The organism is Streptomyces sp. LHD-70 (genome assembly GCF_031157275.1).
Lineage (GTDB): Bacteria > Actinomycetota > Actinomycetes > Streptomycetales > Streptomycetaceae > Streptomyces.
In genome coordinates this window covers 346,859-368,250 of record NZ_JAVIFW010000006.1, presented here as the reverse complement: position 1 = coordinate 368,250, position 21,392 = coordinate 346,859, and the positions used below count along the sequence as shown (strand labels likewise).

General features: G+C 69.4%; 18 protein-coding genes and 1 pseudogene. 12 read left to right on the top strand and 7 right to left on the bottom strand.

Translation table 11 applies throughout. The features are described from left to right. Nucleotides 1-148 precede the first annotated feature (148 nt). A complete protein-coding gene (locus RCO28_RS14600) occupies nucleotides 149-1,492 on the top strand; it encodes a GAF domain-containing protein (protein ID WP_374991161.1) in 1,344 nt (447 codons plus the stop codon). Here the strand turns inward: RCO28_RS14600 and RCO28_RS14595 are convergent. Beyond that, entirely contained in the window at nucleotides 1,489-3,477 is a 1,989-nt protein-coding gene (locus RCO28_RS14595; protein ID WP_308941584.1) for a TetM/TetW/TetO/TetS family tetracycline resistance ribosomal protection protein, read from the bottom strand. The genes RCO28_RS14600 and RCO28_RS14595 overlap by 4 nt on opposite strands. A 332-nt stretch (nucleotides 3,478-3,809) precedes the next feature. Between RCO28_RS14595 and RCO28_RS14590 the strand changes: the two genes are divergently transcribed. The 11 genes from RCO28_RS14590 (at nucleotide 3,810) to RCO28_RS14540 (ending at nucleotide 14,242) form a co-directional block, all read left to right on the top strand. Next, complete coding sequence (locus RCO28_RS14590) at nucleotides 3,810-4,373, top strand: GNAT family N-acetyltransferase (RefSeq protein ID WP_308941505.1); 564 nt, start codon at nucleotides 3,810-3,812, stop codon at nucleotides 4,371-4,373. 392 nt (nucleotides 4,374-4,765) lie between these two features. Beyond that, nucleotides 4,766-6,463, top strand: coding sequence for a nitrite/sulfite reductase (locus tag RCO28_RS14585; protein ID WP_308941504.1), 1,698 nt, complete (start codon nucleotides 4,766-4,768; stop codon nucleotides 6,461-6,463). Continuing rightward, nucleotides 6,460-6,639 (top strand): hypothetical protein, encoded by a 180-nt coding sequence (locus RCO28_RS14580; RefSeq protein ID WP_308941503.1) that lies wholly within the window; start codon nucleotides 6,460-6,462, stop codon nucleotides 6,637-6,639. The genes RCO28_RS14585 and RCO28_RS14580 overlap by 4 nt, the downstream gene beginning before the upstream one ends. Further along, the gene (locus tag RCO28_RS14575) at nucleotides 6,636-7,349 is read left to right on the top strand and encodes a phosphoadenylyl-sulfate reductase (protein ID WP_308941502.1); all 714 of its coding nucleotides are present in this window, start codon (nucleotides 6,636-6,638) and stop codon (nucleotides 7,347-7,349) included. The genes RCO28_RS14580 and RCO28_RS14575 overlap by 4 nt, the downstream gene beginning before the upstream one ends. Further along, nucleotides 7,331-7,945, top strand: coding sequence for an adenylyl-sulfate kinase (gene cysC / locus RCO28_RS14570; RefSeq protein WP_308941501.1), 615 nt, complete (start codon nucleotides 7,331-7,333; stop codon nucleotides 7,943-7,945). The genes RCO28_RS14575 and cysC overlap by 19 nt, the downstream gene beginning before the upstream one ends. Beyond that, complete coding sequence (gene cysD, locus RCO28_RS14565) at nucleotides 7,942-8,880, top strand: sulfate adenylyltransferase subunit CysD (protein ID WP_308941500.1); 939 nt, start codon at nucleotides 7,942-7,944, stop codon at nucleotides 8,878-8,880. Before cysC ends, cysD begins: the two co-directional genes overlap by 4 nt. After that, entirely contained in the window at nucleotides 8,881-10,266 is a 1,386-nt protein-coding gene (locus RCO28_RS14560; protein WP_308941499.1) for a GTP-binding protein, read from the top strand. A 345-nt stretch (nucleotides 10,267-10,611) separates the two neighbouring features. Further along, complete coding sequence (locus RCO28_RS14555; RefSeq protein ID WP_308941583.1) at nucleotides 10,612-11,697, top strand: ABC transporter substrate-binding protein; 1,086 nt, start codon at nucleotides 10,612-10,614, stop codon at nucleotides 11,695-11,697. Between the two features lie 36 nt (nucleotides 11,698-11,733). Further along, a complete protein-coding gene (locus tag RCO28_RS14550) occupies nucleotides 11,734-12,522 on the top strand; it encodes an ABC transporter ATP-binding protein (RefSeq protein WP_308941498.1) in 789 nt (262 codons plus the stop codon). Further along, nucleotides 12,509-13,429, top strand: coding sequence for an ABC transporter permease (locus RCO28_RS14545; protein WP_308941497.1), 921 nt, complete (start codon nucleotides 12,509-12,511; stop codon nucleotides 13,427-13,429). The genes RCO28_RS14550 and RCO28_RS14545 overlap by 14 nt, the downstream gene beginning before the upstream one ends. Before the next feature lie 6 nt (nucleotides 13,430-13,435). After that, a complete protein-coding gene (locus RCO28_RS14540) occupies nucleotides 13,436-14,242 on the top strand; it encodes a sirohydrochlorin chelatase (RefSeq protein WP_308941496.1) in 807 nt (268 codons plus the stop codon). Between the two features lie 81 nt (nucleotides 14,243-14,323). Here the strand turns inward: RCO28_RS14540 and RCO28_RS14535 are convergent, their stop codons facing one another. The 6 genes and pseudogenes from RCO28_RS14535 to mgt all read right to left on the bottom strand — a co-directional run bounded on the left by RCO28_RS14535 (nucleotide 14,324) and on the right by mgt (nucleotide 21,376). Continuing rightward, nucleotides 14,324-15,373, bottom strand: coding sequence for a glycosyltransferase family 2 protein (locus tag RCO28_RS14535; protein WP_308941495.1), 1,050 nt, complete (start codon nucleotides 15,371-15,373; stop codon nucleotides 14,324-14,326). Between the two features lie 734 nt (nucleotides 15,374-16,107). Next, on the bottom strand, nucleotides 16,108-16,482 hold the full coding sequence (locus RCO28_RS14530) for a nuclear transport factor 2 family protein (protein WP_308941494.1): 375 nt from the start codon (nucleotides 16,480-16,482) through the stop codon (nucleotides 16,108-16,110). Further along, nucleotides 16,475-17,020, bottom strand: coding sequence for a DUF1697 domain-containing protein (locus RCO28_RS14525; RefSeq protein ID WP_308941493.1), 546 nt, complete (start codon nucleotides 17,018-17,020; stop codon nucleotides 16,475-16,477). The genes RCO28_RS14530 and RCO28_RS14525 overlap by 8 nt, the downstream gene beginning before the upstream one ends. Before the next feature lie 281 nt (nucleotides 17,021-17,301). Beyond that, nucleotides 17,302-18,510, bottom strand: coding sequence for a S8 family peptidase (locus RCO28_RS14520; RefSeq protein WP_308941492.1), 1,209 nt, complete (start codon nucleotides 18,508-18,510; stop codon nucleotides 17,302-17,304). A gap of 320 nt (nucleotides 18,511-18,830) precedes the next feature. Continuing rightward, entirely contained in the window at nucleotides 18,831-19,904 is a 1,074-nt protein-coding gene (locus tag RCO28_RS14515) for a CDP-alcohol phosphatidyltransferase family protein (protein ID WP_308941491.1), read from the bottom strand. A 196-nt stretch (nucleotides 19,905-20,100) separates the two neighbouring features. After that, nucleotides 20,101-21,376: pseudogene (gene mgt, locus RCO28_RS14510) on the bottom strand (macrolide-inactivating glycosyltransferase). Nucleotides 21,377-21,392 lie beyond the last annotated feature (16 nt).

The following is a 21,392-nucleotide window of genomic DNA, read 5'->3' as shown; positions in this document are numbered from 1 at the left end:
GCGGCGTTGGGAAGAGTTTCGGTCAACTGCTCGCTTGTTGGCGAGGGTTGCAGACCGTTGCATCGACTCGCGCCAACGGCGAGCATTCCGTCCGCTCCGGCGGGACCATGGGGTGCACCCCCTTCACTGGGGTTTCGGGGAGGCACCGGTGACGAACTCGACGATCGACCTGGTCCGGCTCGCGGCGATGGACGCGGTCCGCGCCGCCCGGCTGCTCAAGGGCGTGCGCGACGCCGCTCTCTCGGGGCAGGAACCGCCGGTCGAGCCACGGCCCGTGATCGAGGCGTCGTGGGACCGGATGCTGCGCGGCGGTGTGGATCCGGACCACGATTTCCGGGCCGGGCTGCTCGCCCTGGAGGACCTGGAGGAGCGCCGGCGTACGTCCCCGCTGCGGGAGATCATGCCGGTGCTCCGCGAGGGCCTCGTCTCGTTCGCGGACGCCGCGCAGCACATCATGGTGGTGGCCGACGCCGACGGCCGGGTGCTGTGGCGCGAGGGCCACACCTCGGTGCTGCGCAAGGCGGACGGCCACGGTTTTGAACTGGGCGCGGACTGGCGGGAGTCCACGGTCGGCACGAACGGCGTCGGCACCCCGCTGGTCGTCCGCAGACCGGTGCAGGTCTTCTCCGCCGAGCATTTCGTCCGTACGCATCACTCCTGGACGTGCGCGGGGTCCCCGCTGACGGACCCGCGCGACGGTCGGTTGATCGGCGTGGTGGACGTGAGCGGCCCGGTGGACACGATGCATCCGGCGACGCTCGCCCTGGTCCACTCGGTGACACGGCTCGCGGAGGCGGAGCTGCGCAACCGGCATCTGCGGTCCCTGGAGCGGATGCGGTCGGTGGCGATGCCGCTCCTTGCGCGGATGGCGGGCCGCGCCCTGGTCGTCGACGAGAACGGCTGGACGGCCGCGGTCACGGGCATGCCGCACGTCGACCGGATCCCGCTGCCGAAGTCCCTCACGTCCAAGTCCCGCACGGCGGGCCGCACTTGGCTGGCCTCGGTCGGCGAGTGCACGGTCGAGGAACTGCCGGGCGGCGGCTGGCTGCTCCGCCTCGACCCGGCCGCGAGCGCCCCCGGCCCGCCCGACGGTGCGACGGTCACCCTCGACCTCACCCACACCCACCACAGCACCCTCACCGTGGCCGGCGGCGCGGGCACGTGGACCCACGACCTCTCCCCCCGGCACGCGGAACTCCTCTACGTCCTCGCCTCCCACCATCCCTCCGGCCGGACCGCCGCCGACCTGGCCGCCGACCTCTTCGGCGACCCGGCCCGCGCCGTCACGGTCCGGGCCGAACTCTCCCGCGTACGGCGCTACTTGTCCGGGCTCATCGACCACCGCCCGTACCGCTTCCGCGAATCCACGTCCCTCAGGCTCCTCCTCCCCGACTCCCCGTCCGACCTCCTCCCCCACTCGCTGGCTCCGGCGGTGCTGCGGGGGCGGGGAGCGGGCGCGCGGGGGCGTGGGGGTGCGGGGGCTCTCGGTTAGCGCACCCGTCGGGCCACCCGCAGCAGATACTCCTTCCGGTCGAGCGGGTCGAGGTCGGTGCGCGGGCGGGTCGGGGGTGGGGTGGTGCGGGTCGGGGCGTAGTGCGAGAAGGAGGTCTCCAGGACGCCTTCTCCTCTGGTCAGTCCGGGCAGTCGCTGTTCCAGGGCGTGGACGTGGGCGGCCGGCACATCGCCTTCGACCGTCCATTCCGTACCGTCCTGCCGCTGGTCGCGGGGTACGGCGCCGAGGCGGGCGAGTGCCGTCAGAAGCGGGCCCGAAGTGTCGTCGGGGGCCTCGATGCGGAAGCGGTGCATCGGCTCGTGGACGCGGGTGCCCGCCTCTTGCAGCGCGCTCATCAGGACCAGCGGCGTGAGGTGGCGGAAATCGCGGGCCGTGCTCGACATGCTCTTGTCGAACACGGCATGGGAATGGCTCTGCCGCGGCCAGTATCCGGAATGCGTCATGGTGACGGTGCAGTCGGCGACCTGCCAGCCGTAGAGGCCTTCTTTCAGGGTTTCCTCGACTGTTTCCGCCACCGCTTTGAAGAACGCGTACGGCATGGAACCAAGTTCGACCTCCAGGCGGAAGCGGATTCCGGAACCGATCGGTGCCGGATCGACGCGCAGGCCGACCGTTCCGAGAAACGGTTCGAGGTCCTTTTCGTAGGCGTGGCCCGTTCCGGTGGGGCGTTCGACGCAGATCGTCGTCGTCCCCCGGAAGGTGACCTCCACCCCGAACTGCTCGGCCAGCGTGGCCTGGACGACTTCCTTCTGGACCTCTCCGTACAGCGACACCGACACCTCGCCCCGCACATCGTCCTGTCGCAGGCCGATCAGCGGGTCCTGTTCGGCGAGCTGGGTGAGGGCGAGGTGGAGGGGGCCTCGGTCGGCGGGAGTTGCGGGGACCACGACGGTCTCCAGGGTGGGCGGCGCGAAGTGCTGCTCCGCCGCACGCTCGGGCGGTACGCCGACGGCGTCGCCGATGCGGAGGTCGCCGAGGCCCCGGAGCTTGCCGATCCGGCCCGCGGTCACCGCGTCGGCCCGCTCGGCCGTGCCGCGGTCGAACACCGCGATGCCGGTGACCTTGCCCTCGGCGGTGCGGCCCGCACTGCCAAAGGTGATCACGTCACGGACGCGTACGGTCCCGGAGAAGAGCCGTACGTACCCGATCTTCTCGCCTGCCGGGCCGCGTTCGACCTTGAAGACGGTGCCGGAGACCGGCCCGTCCGGGCTCCCCGTGGCGGCGGGCAGCAGTTCGCGCACGCCGTCGACGAGCGCCCCCACGCCCGCTCCGGTGATCGCCGAGCCGAAGTACACCGGGTGCGCCTGGGCCCGCGCGGTCTGTGCGTGGAGCGCGGAGCGCAGCCGGACGGGCGGCAGCGCCGTCACGTCGTCGTCCACGTACGCGGCGAGGATCTCGTCGTCGTGCTCGGCGAGCGTCTCGGTGAGGCGCGTGGTGAATTCCGGGGCGGTGGGCTCGTACGGGTGGACGGTCGCGGTGCGCGTGCCGGGCGCCGTGACCGTGCCGGTGGGGACGACGGCGGGGGTGAGCTTCGCGGCGATCTCGCGCAGCACACGCTCGGGCCGGGCGCCGCCGCGGTCGACCTTGTTCACGAAGATCAGGACGGGGATACGGAGGCGGCGCAGCGTACGCATCAGAATGCGCGTCTGCGCCTGCACGCCCTCGACGGCGGAGACCACGAGCACGGCCCCGTCGAGCACGCTGAGCACCCGCTCCACCTCGGCGATGAAATCGGGGTGGCCGGGGGTGTCGATGAGGTTGACGGTGGTGGCGTCGTCCAGTGCGAACGAGACGACGGCCGATTTGATCGTGATGCCGCGCCGGCGTTCGAGGGCGAGGGAATCGGTCTGCGTGTTTCCGTCGTCCACGCTGCCGATGTCGTCGATCACCCCGGCGGAATGCAGGAGCCTTTCGGTCAGGCTCGTCTTTCCGGCGTCAACATGCGCGAGGATTCCCAGATTCAGGGTGCGGTGTGCTGGGGCTTGTGCTGGTGATGGGGCTTGGGCTTGCCCTGGTGATGGCGCTTTCGCTTCTTGCACAGAACGTCATGTCCTTCGGGTCGATGGGCATTCCCTTCGGGTGGGACATGAACGTTCCGCGCATTGCTGCTCTCCTCGGATCGGGGCCGGGCATCCGGGCGGCCGGTACCGCAAGTACAACGATTTATGGGGGTGGCGGGCAACCGAATTAGCCGAACCCGATCGTCTCGCTATCGTCTCGTTCTACGAGACGGAGGACCAGTCCGCGACACAGGTCGGCCGTTGGCAGCCGCGCGCGCCCATGGTTCCCTGACCTCATGAGCACCATCACCGTGACCACCTGGTCCCTGGAACAGACCTCCCCCGACGACCTCGCCGCGGCCGCCGCGGCGGAGGGCGACGTGCGCATCGTGCGCGCCGAGGTGCCGTCACCGGAGTTCAGCCGCTTCCTCTACACCGCGGTCGGCGGCGACATCCGCTGGACCGACCGGCTCTCCCTCACCTACGCGCAGTGGCGGGAGCAGCTCGACCGCCCCGGCACCGAGACCTGGGTCGCGTACGACAAGGGGACGCCCGCCGGGTACGTGGAGCTGCAGGCCCAGGACGAGGGGTCCGTGGAGATCGTCTACTTCGGTCTCGTGCCGGCCTTCCGCGGCCGCCGCATCGGCGGTCACCTGCTCTCGTACGCGACCGCCCGCGCCTGGGACCTGGCCGAGCGCTGGCCGGGGCTGCCCGCGACGAAGCGGGTCTGGCTGCACACCTGCAGCAAGGACGGCGAGCACGCGATGGCCAACTATCAGCGGCGCGGCTTCCGGCTCTTCGACACGAAGGTCGAGGAGGAGCCGGTGGTCGAGACGCCGGGGCCGTGGCCGGGCGCCTGATCCCGCCCCGCCCCGTCCCGTCTTGTCTTGTCCTGTCCTGTCCCGACCTCTCGCGACGGCCGCCGAGTGACCCAGGCCACAGCGCTCGCAATGCGAGACGATCTCGTCCAAATTGCGGACAGAGCTGGACTGGGTCTAAAGGCCCATGCAACGCTTCCGTCATGTCTCGAGCTGGAATTGCCTTGGTGAGTCGGCGGCACGTCGACCTCGGCCGCATGTCCAGCGCGATCTGTCTGGCGCGCTGACCTCTCAGCACAACGCCGCATTCCCTTTTCCTGATCTGACCCCACCCCTTACGCGCAAGGGCGCGCGCATCTGTCGAATGCACCGCCCGCGTGCCCGTATGCGCTGGTCAGAGCCGCTTTCCCGTAGTCCCGAAGGACGTAGCAACCATGGCCGCAACCCCTGAGAAGCCCGTCTCAGCAGCGCCCCGACGCAAGGCGAGCCGTCACCGTGGTGAGGGCCAGTGGGCCGTGGGGCACTTCACCCCGCTCAACGGCAACGAGCAGTTCAAGAAGGACGACGACGGTCTCAATGTGCGGACACGCATTGAGACGATCTACTCCAAGCGTGGTTTCGACTCGATCGACCCCAACGACCTGCGCGGCCGGATGCGCTGGTGGGGCCTCTACACCCAGCGCAAGCCCGGGATCGACGGCGGCAAGACCGCGGTCCTGGAGCCGGAGGAGCTGGACGACAAGTACTTCATGCTGCGCGTGCGCATCGACGGCGGCCGCCTCACCACTCAGCAGCTGCGGGTGATCGGCGAGATCTCCGAGGAGTTCGCCCGCGGCACCGCGGACATCACCGACCGGCAGAACATCCAGTACCACTGGATCCGCATCGAGGACGTGCCGGAGATCTGGCGGCGCCTCGAAGAGGTCGGCCTGTCCACCACCGAGGCCTGCGGTGACACCCCGCGCGTCATCATCGGCTCGCCCGTCGCCGGTATCGCCGAGGACGAGATCATCGACGGCACCTCCGCCATGGAGGAGATCCACCGCCGCGTCATCGGCAACTCGGCCTTCTCCAACCTGCCGCGGAAGTTCAAGTCCGCGATCTCCGGCTCGCCGCTCCTGGACGTGGCGCACGAGATCAACGACGTCGCCTTCGTCGGCGTCGAACACCCCGAGCACGGGCCCGGGTTCGACCTCTGGGTGGGTGGCGGACTCTCCACCAACCCGAAGATCGGCCAGCGCCTCGGCGCCTGGGTGCCGCTCGACGAGGTCCCGGAGGTCTTCGAGGGTGTCATCTCGATCTTCCGCGACTACGGCTACCGCCGCCTGCGCACCCGCGCCCGCCTGAAGTTCCTGCTCGCCGACTGGGGCACGGAGAAGTTCCGCCAGGTCCTTCAGGACGAGTACCTGAAGCGCGAGCTGGTCGACGGTCCCGCGCCCGCCCAGCCCGTGGCCAAGTGGCGCGACCACGTCGGCGTGCACCGCCAGCAGGACGGCAAGTTCTACGTCGGCTTCGCGCCGCGCGTCGGCCGGGTCGACGGCGCGACGCTCACCAAGATCGCGGAGATCGCCGAGGCCCACGGCTCGGGCCGCCTGCGCACCACCGTCGAGCAGAAGATGATCGTGCTCGACGTGGACGAGGCGCAGGTCGAGCCGCTGACCGAGGCGCTCGAATCGCTCGACCTGACCGTGCGCCCCTCGGCGTTCCGGCGCGGCACCATGGCCTGCACCGGCATCGAGTTCTGCAAGCTCGCCATCGTCGAGACCAAGGCCCGCGGCGCCTCGCTCATCGACGAACTGGAGCGCCGCGTCCCGGACTTCGACGAGCCGATCACCATCAACATCAACGGCTGCCCCAACGCCTGCGCCCGTATCCAGGTCGCCGACATCGGCCTCAAGGGCCAGCTCATGCTCAACGACCAGGGCGAGCAGGTCGAGGGCTACCAGGTGCACCTCGGCGGCGCGCTCGGCCTCGAGGCCGGGTTCGGCCGCAAGGTCCGCGGCCTGAAGGTGACCGCCGACGAGCTGCCCGACTACATCGAGCGCGTCGTCAAGCGCTTCCAATCGGAGCGCGAGGACGGCGAGCGGTTCGCCACCTGGACGGCCCGCGCCTCCGAGGAGGCTCTCAAGTGAGCGAGCGCGCCGCGCCGTTCTACTGCCCGTACTGCGGTGACGAGGATCTTCGCCCCCACGAGTCCGGCCACGGCGCGTGGGAGTGCGCGGCCTGCAACCGGGCCTTCCAGCTGAAGTTCCTCGGGTTGCTCACCCGGGGCCTCACGCACAACGACGGTGGAGGGGACGAGATATGACGACTGCTCAGGCTCAACGACGTACCGCCGACGAACTCAAGGAGCTCGCCGAGCGGGCCGGCCGTGAACTGGAGGAAGCCTCCCCCCTGGAGATCCTCGGGTGGGCCGCGCACACCTTCGGCAAGCGCTTCTGCGTGACCTCGTCGATGGAGGACGCGGTGGTCGCCCACCTGGCGTCGCGCGCCATGCCCGGCGTGGACGTGGTGTTCCTCGACACCGGCTACCACTTCCCCGAGACCATCGGCACCGCCGACGCCGTGGACGCCGTCCTCGACGTCAACCTGATCACCCTGACGCCCCGCCAGACCGTCGCCGAACAGGACGCGGAGTACGGGCCGAAGCTGCACGACCGCGACCCCGACCTGTGCTGCGCGCTGCGCAAGGTCAAGCCCCTCGAAGAGGGCCTGACCGCGTACGACGCCTGGGCCACCGGGCTTCGCCGGGACGAGTCGCCGACCCGCGCGAACACGCCGGTCGTCGCCTGGGACGAGAAGCGCCAGAAGGTCAAGATCGCGCCGATCGCCCGCTGGACCCAGGACGACGTGGACGCCTACGTGGCCGAACACGGCGTACTCACCAACCCGCTGCTCATGGACGGCTATCCGTCCATCGGCTGCGCGCCCTGCACCCGCCGCGTGGCGGAGGGCGAGGACGCCCGCTCCGGCCGCTGGGCCGGCCGCAACAAGACGGAATGCGGGCTGCACGGATGACCGACCACCAGGAGACACACGTGACCGCCGGCGCAGCCTCCGCTGCCACCGCCGCGCCCGCCACGACCGGGGCCACCATCTGGCTCACCGGTCTGCCGAGCGCCGGAAAGACCACCATCGCCCACGAGTTGGCGGGCCGTCTGCGCAGCGAGGGCCACGCTGTCGAGGTGCTCGACGGGGATGAGATCCGCGAGTTCCTCTCCGCGGGTCTCGGCTTCAGCCGCGAGGACCGGCACACCAATGTGCAGCGCATCGGCTTCGTCGCCGAACTGCTCGCCGCCAACGGTGTGAAGGCCCTCGTGCCGGTCATCGCCCCGTACACCGACAGTCGTGAGGCGGTGCGTAAGCGCCACCAGGGCGAGGGCACCGCGTATGTCGAGGTGCATGTCGCCACGCCTGTCGAGGTGTGCTCGGAGCGGGACGTGAAGGGGCTGTACGCCAAGCAGGCCGCCGGTGAGCTGTCCGGCCTGACGGGTGTCGACGACCCGTATGAAGCGCCCGATTCGCCAGATCTGCGGATCGAGTCGCACCAGCAGACCGTGCAGGAGTCAGCGGCGGCGCTGCATGCGCTGCTCACGGAAAGGGGTCTGGCATGACGACCACCGCGCCTTTGCTGTCGGAGGAGACCGACAGCCCTTACGCGCTCAGCCACTTGGACGCTCTGGAGTCCGAGGCCGTGCACATCTTCCGTGAGGTGGCGGGTGAGTTCGAGCGGCCGGTGATCCTTTTCTCCGGTGGCAAGGACTCCATCGTCATGCTGCACCTGGCGCTGAAGGCGTTCGCCCCCGCGGCGGTCCCCTTCTCGCTGCTGCACGTGGACACCGGGCACAACTTCCCCGAGGTCCTCGACTACCGCGACCGTGTGGTGGCCGAGCACGGGCTGCGGCTGCATGTCGCCTCCGTGCAGGAGTACATCGACGCGGGCAAGCTGCGCGAGCGCCCCGACGGCACCCGCAACCCGCTGCAGACCGTGCCGCTGACGGAGGCCATCCAGCAGCACCGCTTCGACGCGGTGTTCGGCGGCGGCCGCCGCGACGAGGAGAAGGCCCGCGCGAAGGAGCGGGTGTTCTCCCTGCGTGACGAGTTCTCGCAGTGGGACCCGCGCCGTCAGCGCCCCGAGCTGTGGCAGCTCTACAACGGCCGGCACGCCCCCGGCGAGCACGTCCGGGTCTTCCCGCTGTCCAACTGGACCGAGCTGGACGTGTGGCAGTACATCGCCCGCGAGGACATCGAACTGCCGGAGATCTACTTCGCGCATGAGCGTGAGGTGTTCCAGCGCTCGGGGATGTGGCTGACCGCCGGCGAGTGGGGCGGGCCGCGTGAGGACGAGCCGGTCGTCAAGCGCCAGGTGCGCTACCGGACGGTCGGTGACATGTCCTGCACCGGCGCCGTCGACTCCGACGCCGGCACCCTGCAGGCCGTGATCACCGAGATCGCCGCGTCCCGGCTCACCGAGCGGGGCGCCACCCGCGCCGACGACAAGATGTCCGAGGCCGCGATGGAAGACCGCAAGCGCGAGGGGTACTTCTAAATGAGCACGCACGCCGAAAACGCCGGCCCCGCCGACCACACGGCCGACGCGGCGCAGTTGGGCGGACTGGCCGATCTGTCGGCGACGACCCTGCTGCGCTTCGCGACGGCCGGTTCCGTCGACGACGGCAAGTCCACCCTCGTCGGGCGCCTGCTGCACGACTCCAAGTCGGTCCTCACCGACCAGCTGGAGGCCGTCGAGCTTGCGTCCCGCAACCGCGGTGCCGCCGAGCCCGACCTGGCGCTGCTCACCGACGGCCTGCGTGCCGAGCGGGAGCAGGGCATCACGATCGACGTCGCCTACCGCTACTTCGCCACCGCGCGGCGCCGGTTCATCCTCGCCGACACCCCCGGGCACGTGCAGTACACCCGGAACATGGTCACCGGCGCCTCCACCGCCGAGCTGACCGTGATCCTCGTCGACGCCCGCAACGGCGTGGTCGAGCAGACCCGCCGGCACGCCGCCCTGGCCGCGCTCCTGCGCGTGCCGCACGTGGTGCTCGCGGTCAACAAGATGGACCTCGTCGACTACGCCGAGCCCGTCTTCGCCAAGATCGCCGAGGAATTCACCACCTACGCCTTGGAGTTGGGCGTCCCGGAGATCACCGCCATCCCGATCTCCGCGCTCGCCGGTGACAACGTGGTGGAGCCGTCCGCGAACATGGACTGGTACGGCGGCCCCACCGTCCTCGAACACCTGGAGACCGTTCCGGTCAGCCACGACCTGGCGACCTGCCACGCGCGGTTCCCCGTGCAGTACGTGATCCGGCCGCAGACCGCCGAGCACCCCGACTACCGCGGCTACGCGGGCCAGATCGCCGCGGGCACCTTCCGCGTCGGCGAGTCCGTGACCGTGCTGCCCTCGGGCCGCAGCTCGAAGATCACCGGGATCGACCTGCTCGGCACCCCGGTGGACGTGGCGTGGACGCCGCAGTCGGTGACGCTGATCCTCGAGGACGACATCGACATCTCCCGCGGCGACCTGCTCGTGCCGTCCGGGGACACCCCGGCAACCAGCCAGGACATCGAGGCGACCGTCTGCCACGTCGCCGACACCCCGCTCACGGTGGGCCAGCGGGTGCTGCTCAAGCACACCACCCGCACGGTCAAGGCCATCGTCAAGGAAATCCCCTCGCGGCTGACCCTGGACGACCTGTCCCAGCACCCCGAGCCCGGCGAGCTCGTCGCCAACGACATCGGCCAGGTCCGCGTGCGCACCGCCGAACCGCTCGCCCTCGACTCCTACGAGGACTCCCGCCGCACCGGCTCCTTCCTCCTCATCGACCCGGCCGACGGCACCACCCTCGCCGCCGGCATGGCAGGCGACTCGTTCGCCTCCAAGACCGTGCCCAGCGCCGAAGCGGACGACGAGGGCTGGGACTTCTGATGCGTAGCGATGTGTTCGCGACGTTCGCGAAGGAGGGCGGCCGCATCGGCAGCGGCTCCCTCGGCGCGGGCTCGGGCGGAGTCGTGCGATGTGCGCGATGACGTACGCGCACCGCATGCGCGCCCCGCAGCATGTCCCGCCACACGTCCCGCCACACGTCCCGTCACATCGACGAAGACCTGCCGAATTCCCGGACTCCGCCCCCACTGCTCCTCGGGGGATGTGAGGGCCGGGCCGACGAGAGGACCACCTCCCGTGCCTGCCAACCGCCCGACCGACGCCGCCACGCCGGCCGAGCACCGAGGTCACCGCCCGCGCGAGGCCCGTTCTCCGGGCTCCCGCACGCTGCGGCGTACGCTCACCGCGGCCGTCGTCCTGCCGCTCCTGGCCTTCGCCGCCACCTCCTGCGGCTACGGCTCCCAGGCCAAGGACGACACGCAGAACGTCGCCAAGGGCAAGCCGATCGACGACCTCTCCGAGGTGAAGGTCGGCTACTTCCCCAACCTCACCCACGGCACGGCCCTCGTCGGTCTGGAGAAGGGCATCCTGCAGAAGGAGTTGGGCGGCACGCAGATCACGCCGTCCACCTTCAACGCCGGGCCCGCCGAGATCGAGGCGCTGGTCTCCAAGTCGATCGACATCGGCTTCATCGGCCCGTCCCCGGCGATCAACGGCTACACCAAGTCGGCGGGCAAGGGGCTGCGCATCATCTCCGGGGCCGCTTCCGGCGGCGTGAAGCTGGTCGTGAACCCCGACAAGATCCAGTCCAAGGACGACGTCAAGGGCAAGACGATCGCCACGCCCCAGCTGGGCAACACCCAGGACGTCGCCTTCCTGAACTGGGTCTCCGAGCAGGGCTGGAAGGTCGACGCGCAGAGCGGCAAGGGCGACGTGTCCGTCGTCCGCACCGACAACAAGATCATGCCGGACGCCTACAAGTCGGGCTCCTTCGACGGCGCCTGGGTGCCCGAGCCGACCGCGTCCAAGCTGGTCGACGAGGGCGCGAAGGTACTGCTCGACGAGAAGGATCTGTGGCCGGACGAGCAGTTCGTGAACGCCAACATCGTCGTGTCCCAGAGCTTCCTCAAGGCGCACCCGAAGGTCGTCGAGGCCTTCCTGCGCGGCACCGTGAAGACCAACGCGTGGATCGCGGAGAACCCGGACGCCGCCAAGGCCGCCGCCAACGACCGCCTCGCGCGGGACTCCGGCAAGGCGCTGCCCGCGAAGGTCATCGACCCCGCCTGGAAGTCCATCGAGTTCACCGACGACCCGCTGGCCGCCACCCTCGACGCCCAGGCCCAGCACGCGGTCAAGGCCGGCCTGCTGAAGAGGCCCGACCTGGGCGGCATCTACGACCTGGAGCTCCTCAACCAGGTGCTGCAGGACGAGAGCCAGCCCGGCGTCCACGACTCCGGCCTCGGCACCGACTAGCCACCGCAACCCGACCGTTCCCAGGAGGTGACGATCATGGCCACCAGCACCCTCACCAAGGCTGAGGACCGCACGGCGGTGTCGCACGCCGCACGCATCCAGCACGTGTCCAAGTCCTTCGGCCGGCCCGGCGCGCAGCAGCTCGTGCTCGACGACATCAGCCTCGATGTCGCACCGGGCGAGTTCGTCACGCTCCTGGGGGCCTCGGGCTGCGGCAAGTCCACCCTGCTCAACCTCGTCGCAGGCCTCGACGCCCCGACCGTCGGGTCCATCGAGACGTCCGGACGCCCCGCCCTGATGTTCCAGGAGCACGCGCTGTTCCCCTGGCTCACCGCGGGCAAGAACGTCGAACTCGCCCTGCGACTGCGCGGTGTGCCCAAGAACGAGCGGCGCGACGAGGCGGAGCGTCTGCTCGGCCTGGTCCGCCTCAGCGGCGCCTACGGCAAGCGCGTGCACGAGCTGTCCGGCGGCATGCGCCAGCGCGTGGCCCTCGCCCGCGCGCTCGCCCAGGACAGCCAACTGCTCCTGATGGACGAGCCGTTCGCGGCGCTCGACGCGATCACCCGTGACGTCCTGCACGACGAACTGACCCAGCTGTGGCATGAGACCGGCCTCTCCGTACTCTTCGTGACCCACAACGTGCGCGAGGCCGTCCGCCTCGCCCAACGCGTGGTGCTGCTGTCGTCCCGCCCCGGGCGGATCGCCCGCGAGTGGACCGTGGATATTCCCCAGCCGCGCCGCATCGAGGACTCCGCCGTCGCGGAGCTGTCCCTCGAGATCACCGAACAACTCCGTGGGGAGATCCGCCGCCATGGCCAGCACTAAGACCTCCACCGGGACCTCCGCGCCGAAGGACCAGGACGACGCCGCGGGCCTGACGGGTCTCGCGGGCCTCGAGGCCGGGCTCGACGCCCTGGAGACCTCGGTGGACCAGCGAACCCCGCGCGGCGAGGTCATCCGCAAGAAGGTTCTTCCCCCCGTCTTCGCGATCGCCCTGGTTCTGCTGATCTGGCAGGCCCTGACCTGGGCGCAGATCGTCGACCCCTACAAGCTGCCATCCCCCTCGGCCGTCTGGTTCGAGGTCCGGCAGGCCTGGCTGCAGGGCACGCTGTTCGACTACATCTGGACCAGCCTCTGGCGCGGCGTCTCCGGCTTCCTGCTCGCCCTCGTCATCGGCACGCCGCTCGGCCTGCTCGTCGCCCGCGTACGGTTCGTGCGCGCCGCGATCGGGCCGATCCTGTCCGGCCTGCAGTCCCTGCCATCGGTGGCCTGGGTGCCGCCCGCGGTGCTCTGGCTCGGTCTGAACGACTCGATGATGTACGCAGTGATCCTGCTCGGCGCCGTCCCGTCCATCGCCAACGGGCTGGTCGCCGGCGTCGACCAGGTGCCGCCGCTGTTCCTGCGGGCCGGTCGCACCCTGGGCGCCACCGGGGCCCGCGGCACCTGGCACATCGTGATGCCGGCGGCGCTGCCCGGATACCTGGCCGGTCTGAAGCAGGGCTGGGCCTTCTCCTGGCGCTCCCTCATGGCCGCGGAGATCATCGCGTCCTCGCCCGAACTCGGCATCGGCCTCGGCCAGTTGCTCGACAACGGCCGCACCAACAGCAGTATGTCCATGGTGTTCCTCGCCATCTTCCTCATCCTCATCGTGGGCATCGCCATCGATCTGCTCGTCTTCAGTCCCCTGGAGCGCCGCGTGCTGCGCAGCCGCGGTCTCCTCGGCAGGAGCTGAACCGTCATGCGCCACCTGAGCCTTCCGCCGCACACCGTCCGCCCAGGCCAGGGCCGGTCCGCGCCCGTCCTGCTCGTCGTCGCCCACGGCAGCCGGGACCCGCGCCACGCCGCGACCGTGCAGGCCCTGGTGCGCCGCGTCCGGTCGCTGCGCCCGGGTCTCCGGGTGGAGACCGGCTTCCTGGACTTCAACGCCCCCTCGGTGACCGGGGTCCTCGAAGGCCTCGCCGCCGACGGAGTACGTGACGTCGTGGCCCTGCCGCTGCTGCTCACCCGCGCCTTCCACGCCAAGGCGGACATCCCCGCCGTCCTGCACGAGGCGACCACCCGCCTGCCGCAGCTGCGGATACGCCAGGCCGACGTACTCGGCCCCTCCCCGCTGCTCCTCGACGCACTGGAGCAGCGGCTGTACGAGGCGGGCCTGGGGCCCGGCGACAAGGGCTCGACCGGGGTCGTCCTGGCCTCGGCGGGCTCCACGGACCCGGAGGCGATCGCAGTGATCGCAGAAATCGCGCGGGAGTGGCGGCGCACCGGTTGGTGTGCCGTGCGGCCTGCGTTCGCCTCCGCATCTCTGCCCCGCACCGAGGACGCCGTCCGCGAGCTCCGTGCCGAGGGCGTCCGCCGGGTGGCGGTCGCGCCGTACGTCATCGCGCCCGGCTTCCTGCCCGACCGGATCGCCCGCGGCGCCCGCGAGGCCGGCGCGGACGTCCTCGCCGATGCCCTCGGCCCCGCACCGAAGCTGGCGCGGCTGCTGCTGACCCGGTACGACTCGGCGGCGTCGGTTTCCACGGTGGCTGTGGCGATGTCCGCCTGAGGAGACTCGGGCGGCGCCGCCACTCGGCCGGGTCGGCTCGGACGGCTCGGCTCGGCTCGGGCGACTCGGAGGGCTAACGGCTCAGACAGGCGCCGCGAGCACGGGACGCCCCTTCTCGTAGACCGTGAGTCCCTTCGCCAACTTCAAAGGCACCAGGATCAGTTCGACGACGAGGGCCTTCCACGCGTACACCAGATTCACCGCCTTCGTCGCATACACACACGGCACGTTCCGCAGGACCCCGAGCAGTGACAGCCGTCGTCTGCGCGCGGCGTACACCAGCGGTGGCAGCGTGAGGAGCGTCTCGGCGCCCAACCACCAGGCGAAAGCCTCGGCGAACGACTGCGTACCGGACGCGGCCACCAGGAACGGTGTGGCCAGCCACAGCGGAGCCGTGATGATCTCGGCCAGAGCCAGCAGCACCCACAGCGCCAGCATCGGCTTCGCCTTCATCAGACGCGGCAGGTGCAGCCGGACGTTCTGGCAGAAGCCCGCCATCCACCGCCAGACCTGCTTGCGCAGATACGTGAGCGTATCCGGGTCCGCGGCCCAGGCCACGGCATCGCTCACGTAGACCGCGCGGCGCCCCTCGATCTGCCGGGACCAGGTGAAGTCCATGTCCTCGACGATGGTGCGTTCCGGGAACCCGCCCGCGGTCCTCAGGTCGCTCCAGCGGAACACCGAGCAGCAGCCGGAGCACACCATGGGGCTGCCCGCCGCATGCTGGATCGGCCGGTGCCAGTGGAAGCCGAAGAGATACTCGACGGACCTGCCGCGCTCCCAGATCGTGCGGGTGAACCGCGTCTGGACGTTGCCGGCCGCGATCGCCACATCGGGGTCGTCGAATACGCCGATGGTGCGCTCGATGTAGTCGGGCGCGAGGACCGTGTCCGCGTCGACCGCGAGGATCAGCTCCGTTGTGCAGTAAGGCAGGGCGTAGTTCTGCGCCTTGGCCTTGCTGCCCTGGTTCCGGGGTGGCCGCAGGACCCTCGCTCCGTACGCCGCGGCGACCTCGCCTGTGCGGTCATCCGAGGCGTCGTCCACCACGATGACCTGCTCCGGTCGCACGGTCTGCGCGGCCAGCGACTCAAGGGTTGCCGGCAGGCCTGCTTCCTCGTTGTGCGCGGGCACTACGACGGTGACGCCCAGAGACCGGCCGGAGAGTGCCCCGCCTGACTGTTCGGTTGTTGTTGTCCGGCTCGTCGGCGGCGTCCTCATCGTGTTTCTCCCCCGGTGGTCGCCAGAGCCTTGGCCGCGTCGTTGCGCCGGTGCCGTGGGCCGTTTGAGCAAGGCCGGGCCCTGGAGGCCGACCTCCTCCGCCGATACCTGGACCTGGCCCGGGGCTCTGCCCAGCTCGGCGTGCGCGGGTGCGTATGTGCTGCTGTCCCGGAAGGCGGTTCCGCCCGCGTCCGAGCCTCGGGCTCCTCCCCTTCTCCCATCCGCATCCGGACGACGCTGATCGTCAAGGCGACCAACCCGACCAGGCCGTAGACGAGTGTGCTGATGCCGATGAACGGCAATCCCCCGTGCATCTCCTCACCCCCGTAAGGAATTTCGTGCTTCGTGAATGTCGCGCGCCGATGGTCGGGACGGCCGTGCGTCGGCCTCTCCCGTCCAGGCATCGCCCACGCTAGACCGAAACGACGATCTCTATCCGGAAGCATCAATTCCTGTGGATAACTCGTCCGGCTAACTCGTCGGCGGGCTGCCGAAGCGATTTCGACAGCCCGCCGACGACACCACGGACGCCACCGCGGACGCCACCGCGGACGCCACGAGGCACAAGCACCCAGCCGCTCGGACGCTCAGCTGGTCAGATGCGGTCGAGTGCGACCGCGATGAGAGTGAGGGCGAGTCAGCCCGAATTACTCCGAACTGCCCGCGAACGGCGTGCCCTGGTGGAACCAGAGGAGCCAACCCTTTCGAGTGAGCCGCCACAGGGAACTCCGATGCGCCGTACGCCCGTTGTCGTCAGTGTCGAAGGTCAGATGGACCAGGTCGTCCGCAAGCCGGACGCCACGCATCCGGGAGGTGGTGATGGGTCGGTGCCCCGGTTCGGCCTGCGCGGAGAGCGCGGCGATGATCCCTTCGCGGTCCCAGCATCGTCCGGATGCGCCGATCTCCGAGAACTCGGGATGGAGAAGTGCGCCGAGCAGCTCGGGAGAGCGGCGCACTTCGGGAGCGAGCAGGCGCAGTTCACCCTCGATGGCGGCCTCCACGGCGGGCGAGGTCTCAGTCATGGGTGAGCTCCGCGAGTTTGAGGACGGTGTTCCAGTTCCGGCTGGTGGCGATGACGCCCTTCAGCAGCGCGGGCCGGGCGAGCACCACGGCGAGCTTGGAGCGGCCGAGGCCCTCCGGAGCGTGGAGGTACAGCGCCCGGTCGCCGAGCTTGTAGTCCTCCGGCGCGAACTCCAAGGGGTCCACGGAGGCGAGCTGTTCGGGTCGCACCTGCTCGGAGAAGTAGGTGACGTGCAGCTGCTTCGGTTCGAGCCTGTCCGCGGGAAAGGGGCAGGCGTCGACGACGGCCTGCAGATAGTCACCGTCGCGGACCAGGACGTCGACGGCGAAGCCGAAGTGCTCCGCGAGCGCCGTGGAGATCTCGGTGGCGAGAGAGTCCTCGTCCCCGTGGCCGCTGTCGAAGACGGCGTTTCCGCTCTGCAGATGGGTGCGGACGCCCCCGAAGCCCATGTCCGAGAGGAGAGACCTGAGTTCGGCCATCGGGACTTTCTTGTGGCCGCCCACATTGATCCCACGAAGCAGCGCCGCGTACATCGTCATGGCCACACCCTAGACAGGCCCGCCCACGAGTCGCGGACCACGCGCAGAAAGGCGACCGTCGTGCCCCGTGGGGGTTGGCACGACGGCCGCCGGTCCTGAGAAGTCTCCCGGAGCCCGGGGAAGCAGGCCCCGGGAGGCTTCACTGCGCTGTGAGGTTCGGTCGCGACGCCAGGTCCGGGAGGTCGTCCCCGACCCGGGCGCCGGAATTCGCCTCGGCACCTCGGCCAGACCGGCACCACAAGTACGGTCGGCCGAGGGGCTGTCAGCACAACGAGGAGGTGTTACTCGACGACCTTGAGCAGCTTGTTCGGCGTGCCCTCGCTCGGGTTGGTGATCTTGTCCGGGGTGGCACCCTCGGACAGCGCCGTGGCGACCTGCTCCGGCGTGGCGTCCTGGTGACCGCCGAGGTAGACGGCGGCGGCACCCACGACGTGCGGGGTCGCCATCGACGTACCGGAGATGGTGTTGGTGGCGTCGTCACCGGTGTTCCAGGCGGACGTGATGTCCGAGCCCGGAGCGTAGATGTCCACGACCTCACCGAAGTTGGAGAAGTCCGACTGCTCATCGGTGTTGGTGGAGGAGGCGACGGTGATGGCCTCCTTCACGCGCGCCGGGGAGCCCTGTCCGGCATCCGAGGACTCGTTGCCCGCGGCGACACCGTAGGTGACACCGGCCGCGATGGACTTGCGGACGGCCTCGTCGAGGGCCTCGTCGGCGCCGCCGCCGAGGCTCATGTTGGCGACGGACGGGCCCTGGTGGTTCTCGGTGACCCAGTCGATGCCGGCGACGACGCCCTCGGTGGTGCCGGAGCCGTTGTCATCCAGAACGCGGACGGCGACGATCTTGGCCTTCTTGGCGACACCGTGGGAGGCGCCCGCGATGGTGCCGGCGACGTGCGTGCCGTGACCGTTGCCGTCGTCGGCGCTGTCGTCGTTGTCGACGGCGTCGAAGCCGTGCTCGGCGCGACCCTCGAAGTCCTTGTGGCTGATGCGGACACCGGTGTCGATGACGTACGCGGTGACACCCTCACCGGCGGCGTCGGGGTACGTGTACTTCTTGTCGCCCTCGGTGTCGGCCTGGTCGATGCGGTCCAGGCCCCACGACGGCGGGTTGTCCTGGGTGGCGTTGATCGTGAACTTCTTGTTCTGCACGACCTTCGACACGGACGGGTCGGCGGCCAGGCGCTTGGCCTCGGTCTCCGAAAGGCCGGAGGCGGAGAAGCCGTTGACGGCCGAGTCGTAGTTGCGCTTGAGGGTGCCGCCGTACTCCTTGGCGAGGTCCTTCTTGCTGCTCTTGTTGGCCTTGTCGTCGAGCATGACGATGTAGCTGCCGGACACAGCGCCCTTGGCGTTCGCACCGTAGATCTTGCCCTCGGCCACCGGCGCGGCACCGGCGAAGGAGGTCGCGAAGACGGTGACACCCACTGCGGTTGCAGCGGTGGCTATCGCCGCGGTGAGCTTGAGGGAACGAGCACGCTTGTGAGTTGCCATGAAGAGGGGTCTCCTCGTGGTGTGGGGGTTGTGGGGGGTAAGCGTTACTGCCTCAACCCCCGTAGATCCGGAAGATCTCCGGGGGTTGGGACGAAACCCTGTCGGATTGACGCGCGCAGATCAATACCTACATACAGCTGTGACTTGTTCAACAAGGTTCCGTAATAACAAATAGGGCGCTCTGCGCATAACGCAGAGCGCCTCTCAGGGAAATCCCTGAGACCCTCCCGAACGGCCGAAACAAGTGGCCGGAAAGGTCAGTTGCAAATCACGACAGAGCTGGAGCCATCAGGTCAGACAGCCGCGCAGAATCGGAAACCTCAGGCGGCAGCCGCGAGCTTTCGCTGCTCAAAGCTGTCGATCGTACGCGTAAAGTCACGAGTGGAGAGCAACAGCTTGTAGATGATGGCGAGTTCGAAGACGAGCAGCAGTGCGCCAGAGATGATCGTCGCCGGAATCACCACGTCGAAGAGCGGGCCGATCATGAAGACGCCCATCTGGAACTCGATCCCACTCACGAGGTGTGTACGGATCCGCTTGCTCAGGAGATACGAACGGCAGCGCAGGTACCACGGAAAGCGGTGGCGGAACTCCTGGTGCAGGTCGATGACTTGAGCCTGGGCCGCAGCGGGGGATGCGGCGGAGGGCTCAGCCGACGCCCCCTCAACCTCGTCGGCTCCCGCAACAACGTCAGCCCTTTCGGCTCCGGGGACGCCATCAGCCCCTTCGACCCCGTCAGCGCCCACGCCCACCGTGCGCTGCGCGAGACCGCCGCGCGCCGCCTGAAGGTCCTGCTCGATGTCCGCCGCGGGGTTGTCGCGCAACAGGTCTTCCATGAAGGCCAGTTCCGCCTGGTTCTCGGCCCGTCGGGCCTCGCGCATGCGCGACTTGATCTGCTTGCGCATGGAGTGGCGGATCTTGAAGATCTCGAGGGAGTTGATGTACCGAAGCGTGTCGAGGCCGATCACGACGAGCGACAGCCAGATGTAGATGGTCTCGCCGGTCCGCTGGTACTGGCCCGCCATCAGGGCGATCGAGCAGACCATGACTCTGATCCGGTCGAAGACGAAGTCGAGCCAGGCGCCGAAGACCGAACCGGTACCGGTCAGGCGCGCGACCTTGCCGTCCATGCAGTCGAGGATGAAGCTCAGGTGGTAGACGACGGCGCCCGCGATCATCCAGCGCCAGTCGGCCATGGCGAAGCACGCGGCGGACACGAGGCCGAGAAGGAACGCGCCCCACGTGATCTGGTTCGGAGTGATCCGGGTGCGCATCGCGGTCTGCCGCACCAGCGGCGTCGCGACCGGATCGACCAGGAGCACCGTCCACCAGGCGTCGCGCTTCTTCTCGGTGATGCGGCGTACCTCGGAGAGAGGCGGTATGTCTCGGCGCATGTCAACTTCCTGGCGTTCGAGTGGAATTCACTTCACGCTAAGAAGGTCGTTACCCAAGGCACAAGAAGCGATGCGTACAACCTTTACCCGGGGGTAAGGGTCGTAGATCCCAGACGAGTCAATGCCCTTGCTGGACCAGAGGCCTGTTACCTGAGCGTTACCACTCCAAGCCTCTGGCCCTCCTGGGCGTCACCGGCTACCGCTGAGGCAGTGCGGCCTCGATCAGGTCGGCGGCCCGCCGGGTCCCGCCCTCGGTCGCCATCTGCTCCTGGATGACCTGCAGTCGGCGCGCCACCTCGGGGTCCTCGACGAGTTCGAGCACGACTCGACGGAGCACGTCCGCCGTCGCCTCCTCGGTCGGGATGTGCCGGGCCACGCCGAGCCCCTGCAGCATGTCGGCGTTGCCCGGCTGGTCGACGGCCTGCGGCACGGCCACCATCGGCGTCGCGGTGGCCAGTCCCTCCTGGCTGCCGCCCGCTCCGGCGTGGGTGATGAACGCGTCGGCCTCCTTCAGGATCGCCAACTGCGGCACCCAGCGGCGCACTTCGACGTTGGCCGGGATCTCGCCGAGCTCGCTCTCGTCGACGTGCTGACCGATCTGCAGCACCAGGTGCCAGCCCGGCAAGTCACCGAACGCCCCGATGCACTCCCGGTAGAACGCCGGCTGCTTGGTGAACGACGAACCGAGCGAGACCAGAACGCCCTTCTCGGCCTCGGCCGGCCGCTGCCAGTCGCCCTGCGCGGACCGGTCACCCTGGCACGCACCGACGAAGGTGTACACGCTCTCGTCGACCCGGTCGGCGTTCGGCTGCAGCGCCTTGGGGATCAGTACGAGGGAACGCGGCGGGCGGCCCACGAAGGCGTCGTGGCCCTGGGTGATGCCGTTCTCCTGCAGCCAGGCCTCGAAGTTCGCGAAGTACGCCTGTCCGCGCTCGCTCGCCTTCAGGTCCCGGTAGAGGGGCTCGCCCACCTCCTCGTGGTACCCCTCCCACGCCACCAGGTTCGGCGACAGGGAGATCTCCGGCACTCCCCAGCGCCGAGCGAGGACCCGCGCCGGGTAGGACGTGATGTCGTAAAGGACGAGGTCGGGCTCGTCACCCTCGTAGGCCTTGGCGAGCTGCGGCAGGGCGTTGACCGCATCCTTGAAGAACGGCTCGATGTTGTCGATCAGTGTGGTGCCCCAGGCCTCCGGATCGTCGTCCGGCGAGGGAAGGGTCGTGGTGTAGAGGACGGGTTCCGCGCCGGTCTCGGCCACCTTCTCCTCGAAGATGTGCGGGATCGCGTACGTGACCCGGTGCCCTCGGGCGACGAGCTCGCGGATCACTTCGAGGCTCGGGTTGACGTGCCCGTGGGCGGCGATGGAGAACATGGCGACATGGGCACGCTGGGGAGTGGTCATGACGAGCACAGTACGCGAGACGATACGTCTCGTGCAAGCTTTTTAAGACGCAGCGTCTCGCGGCACGCGGCACCTCTGCCGCAGCACAC

What these genes read in the sequence shown, in the direction of transcription:
- cysD (WP_308941500.1), top strand. Translation starts at nt 7,942, where the DNA reads ATGACGACCACCGCGCCTTTGCTGTCGGAGGAGACCGACAGCCCTTAC.
- RCO28_RS14585 (WP_308941504.1), top strand. Translation starts at nt 4,766, where the DNA reads ATGGCCGCAACCCCTGAGAAGCCCGTCTCAGCAGCGCCCCGACGCAAG.
- RCO28_RS14590 (WP_308941505.1), top strand. Translation starts at nt 3,810, where the DNA reads ATGAGCACCATCACCGTGACCACCTGGTCCCTGGAACAGACCTCCCCC.
- RCO28_RS14530 (WP_308941494.1), bottom strand. Translation starts at nt 16,482, where the DNA reads ATGACTGAGACCTCGCCCGCCGTGGAGGCCGCCATCGAGGGTGAACTG.
- cysC (WP_308941501.1), top strand. Translation starts at nt 7,331, where the DNA reads ATGCGGGCTGCACGGATGACCGACCACCAGGAGACACACGTGACCGCC.
- RCO28_RS14550 (WP_308941498.1), top strand. Translation starts at nt 11,734, where the DNA reads ATGGCCACCAGCACCCTCACCAAGGCTGAGGACCGCACGGCGGTGTCG.
- RCO28_RS14515 (WP_308941491.1), bottom strand. Translation starts at nt 19,904, where the DNA reads ATGCGCCGAGACATACCGCCTCTCTCCGAGGTACGCCGCATCACCGAG.
- RCO28_RS14575 (WP_308941502.1), top strand. Translation starts at nt 6,636, where the DNA reads ATGACGACTGCTCAGGCTCAACGACGTACCGCCGACGAACTCAAGGAG.
- RCO28_RS14525 (WP_308941493.1), bottom strand. Translation starts at nt 17,020, where the DNA reads ATGACGATGTACGCGGCGCTGCTTCGTGGGATCAATGTGGGCGGCCAC.
- RCO28_RS14545 (WP_308941497.1), top strand. Translation starts at nt 12,509, where the DNA reads ATGGCCAGCACTAAGACCTCCACCGGGACCTCCGCGCCGAAGGACCAG.
- RCO28_RS14520 (WP_308941492.1), bottom strand. Translation starts at nt 18,510, where the DNA reads ATGGCAACTCACAAGCGTGCTCGTTCCCTCAAGCTCACCGCGGCGATA.
- RCO28_RS14540 (WP_308941496.1), top strand. Translation starts at nt 13,436, where the DNA reads ATGCGCCACCTGAGCCTTCCGCCGCACACCGTCCGCCCAGGCCAGGGC.
- RCO28_RS14560 (WP_308941499.1), top strand. Translation starts at nt 8,881, where the DNA reads ATGAGCACGCACGCCGAAAACGCCGGCCCCGCCGACCACACGGCCGAC.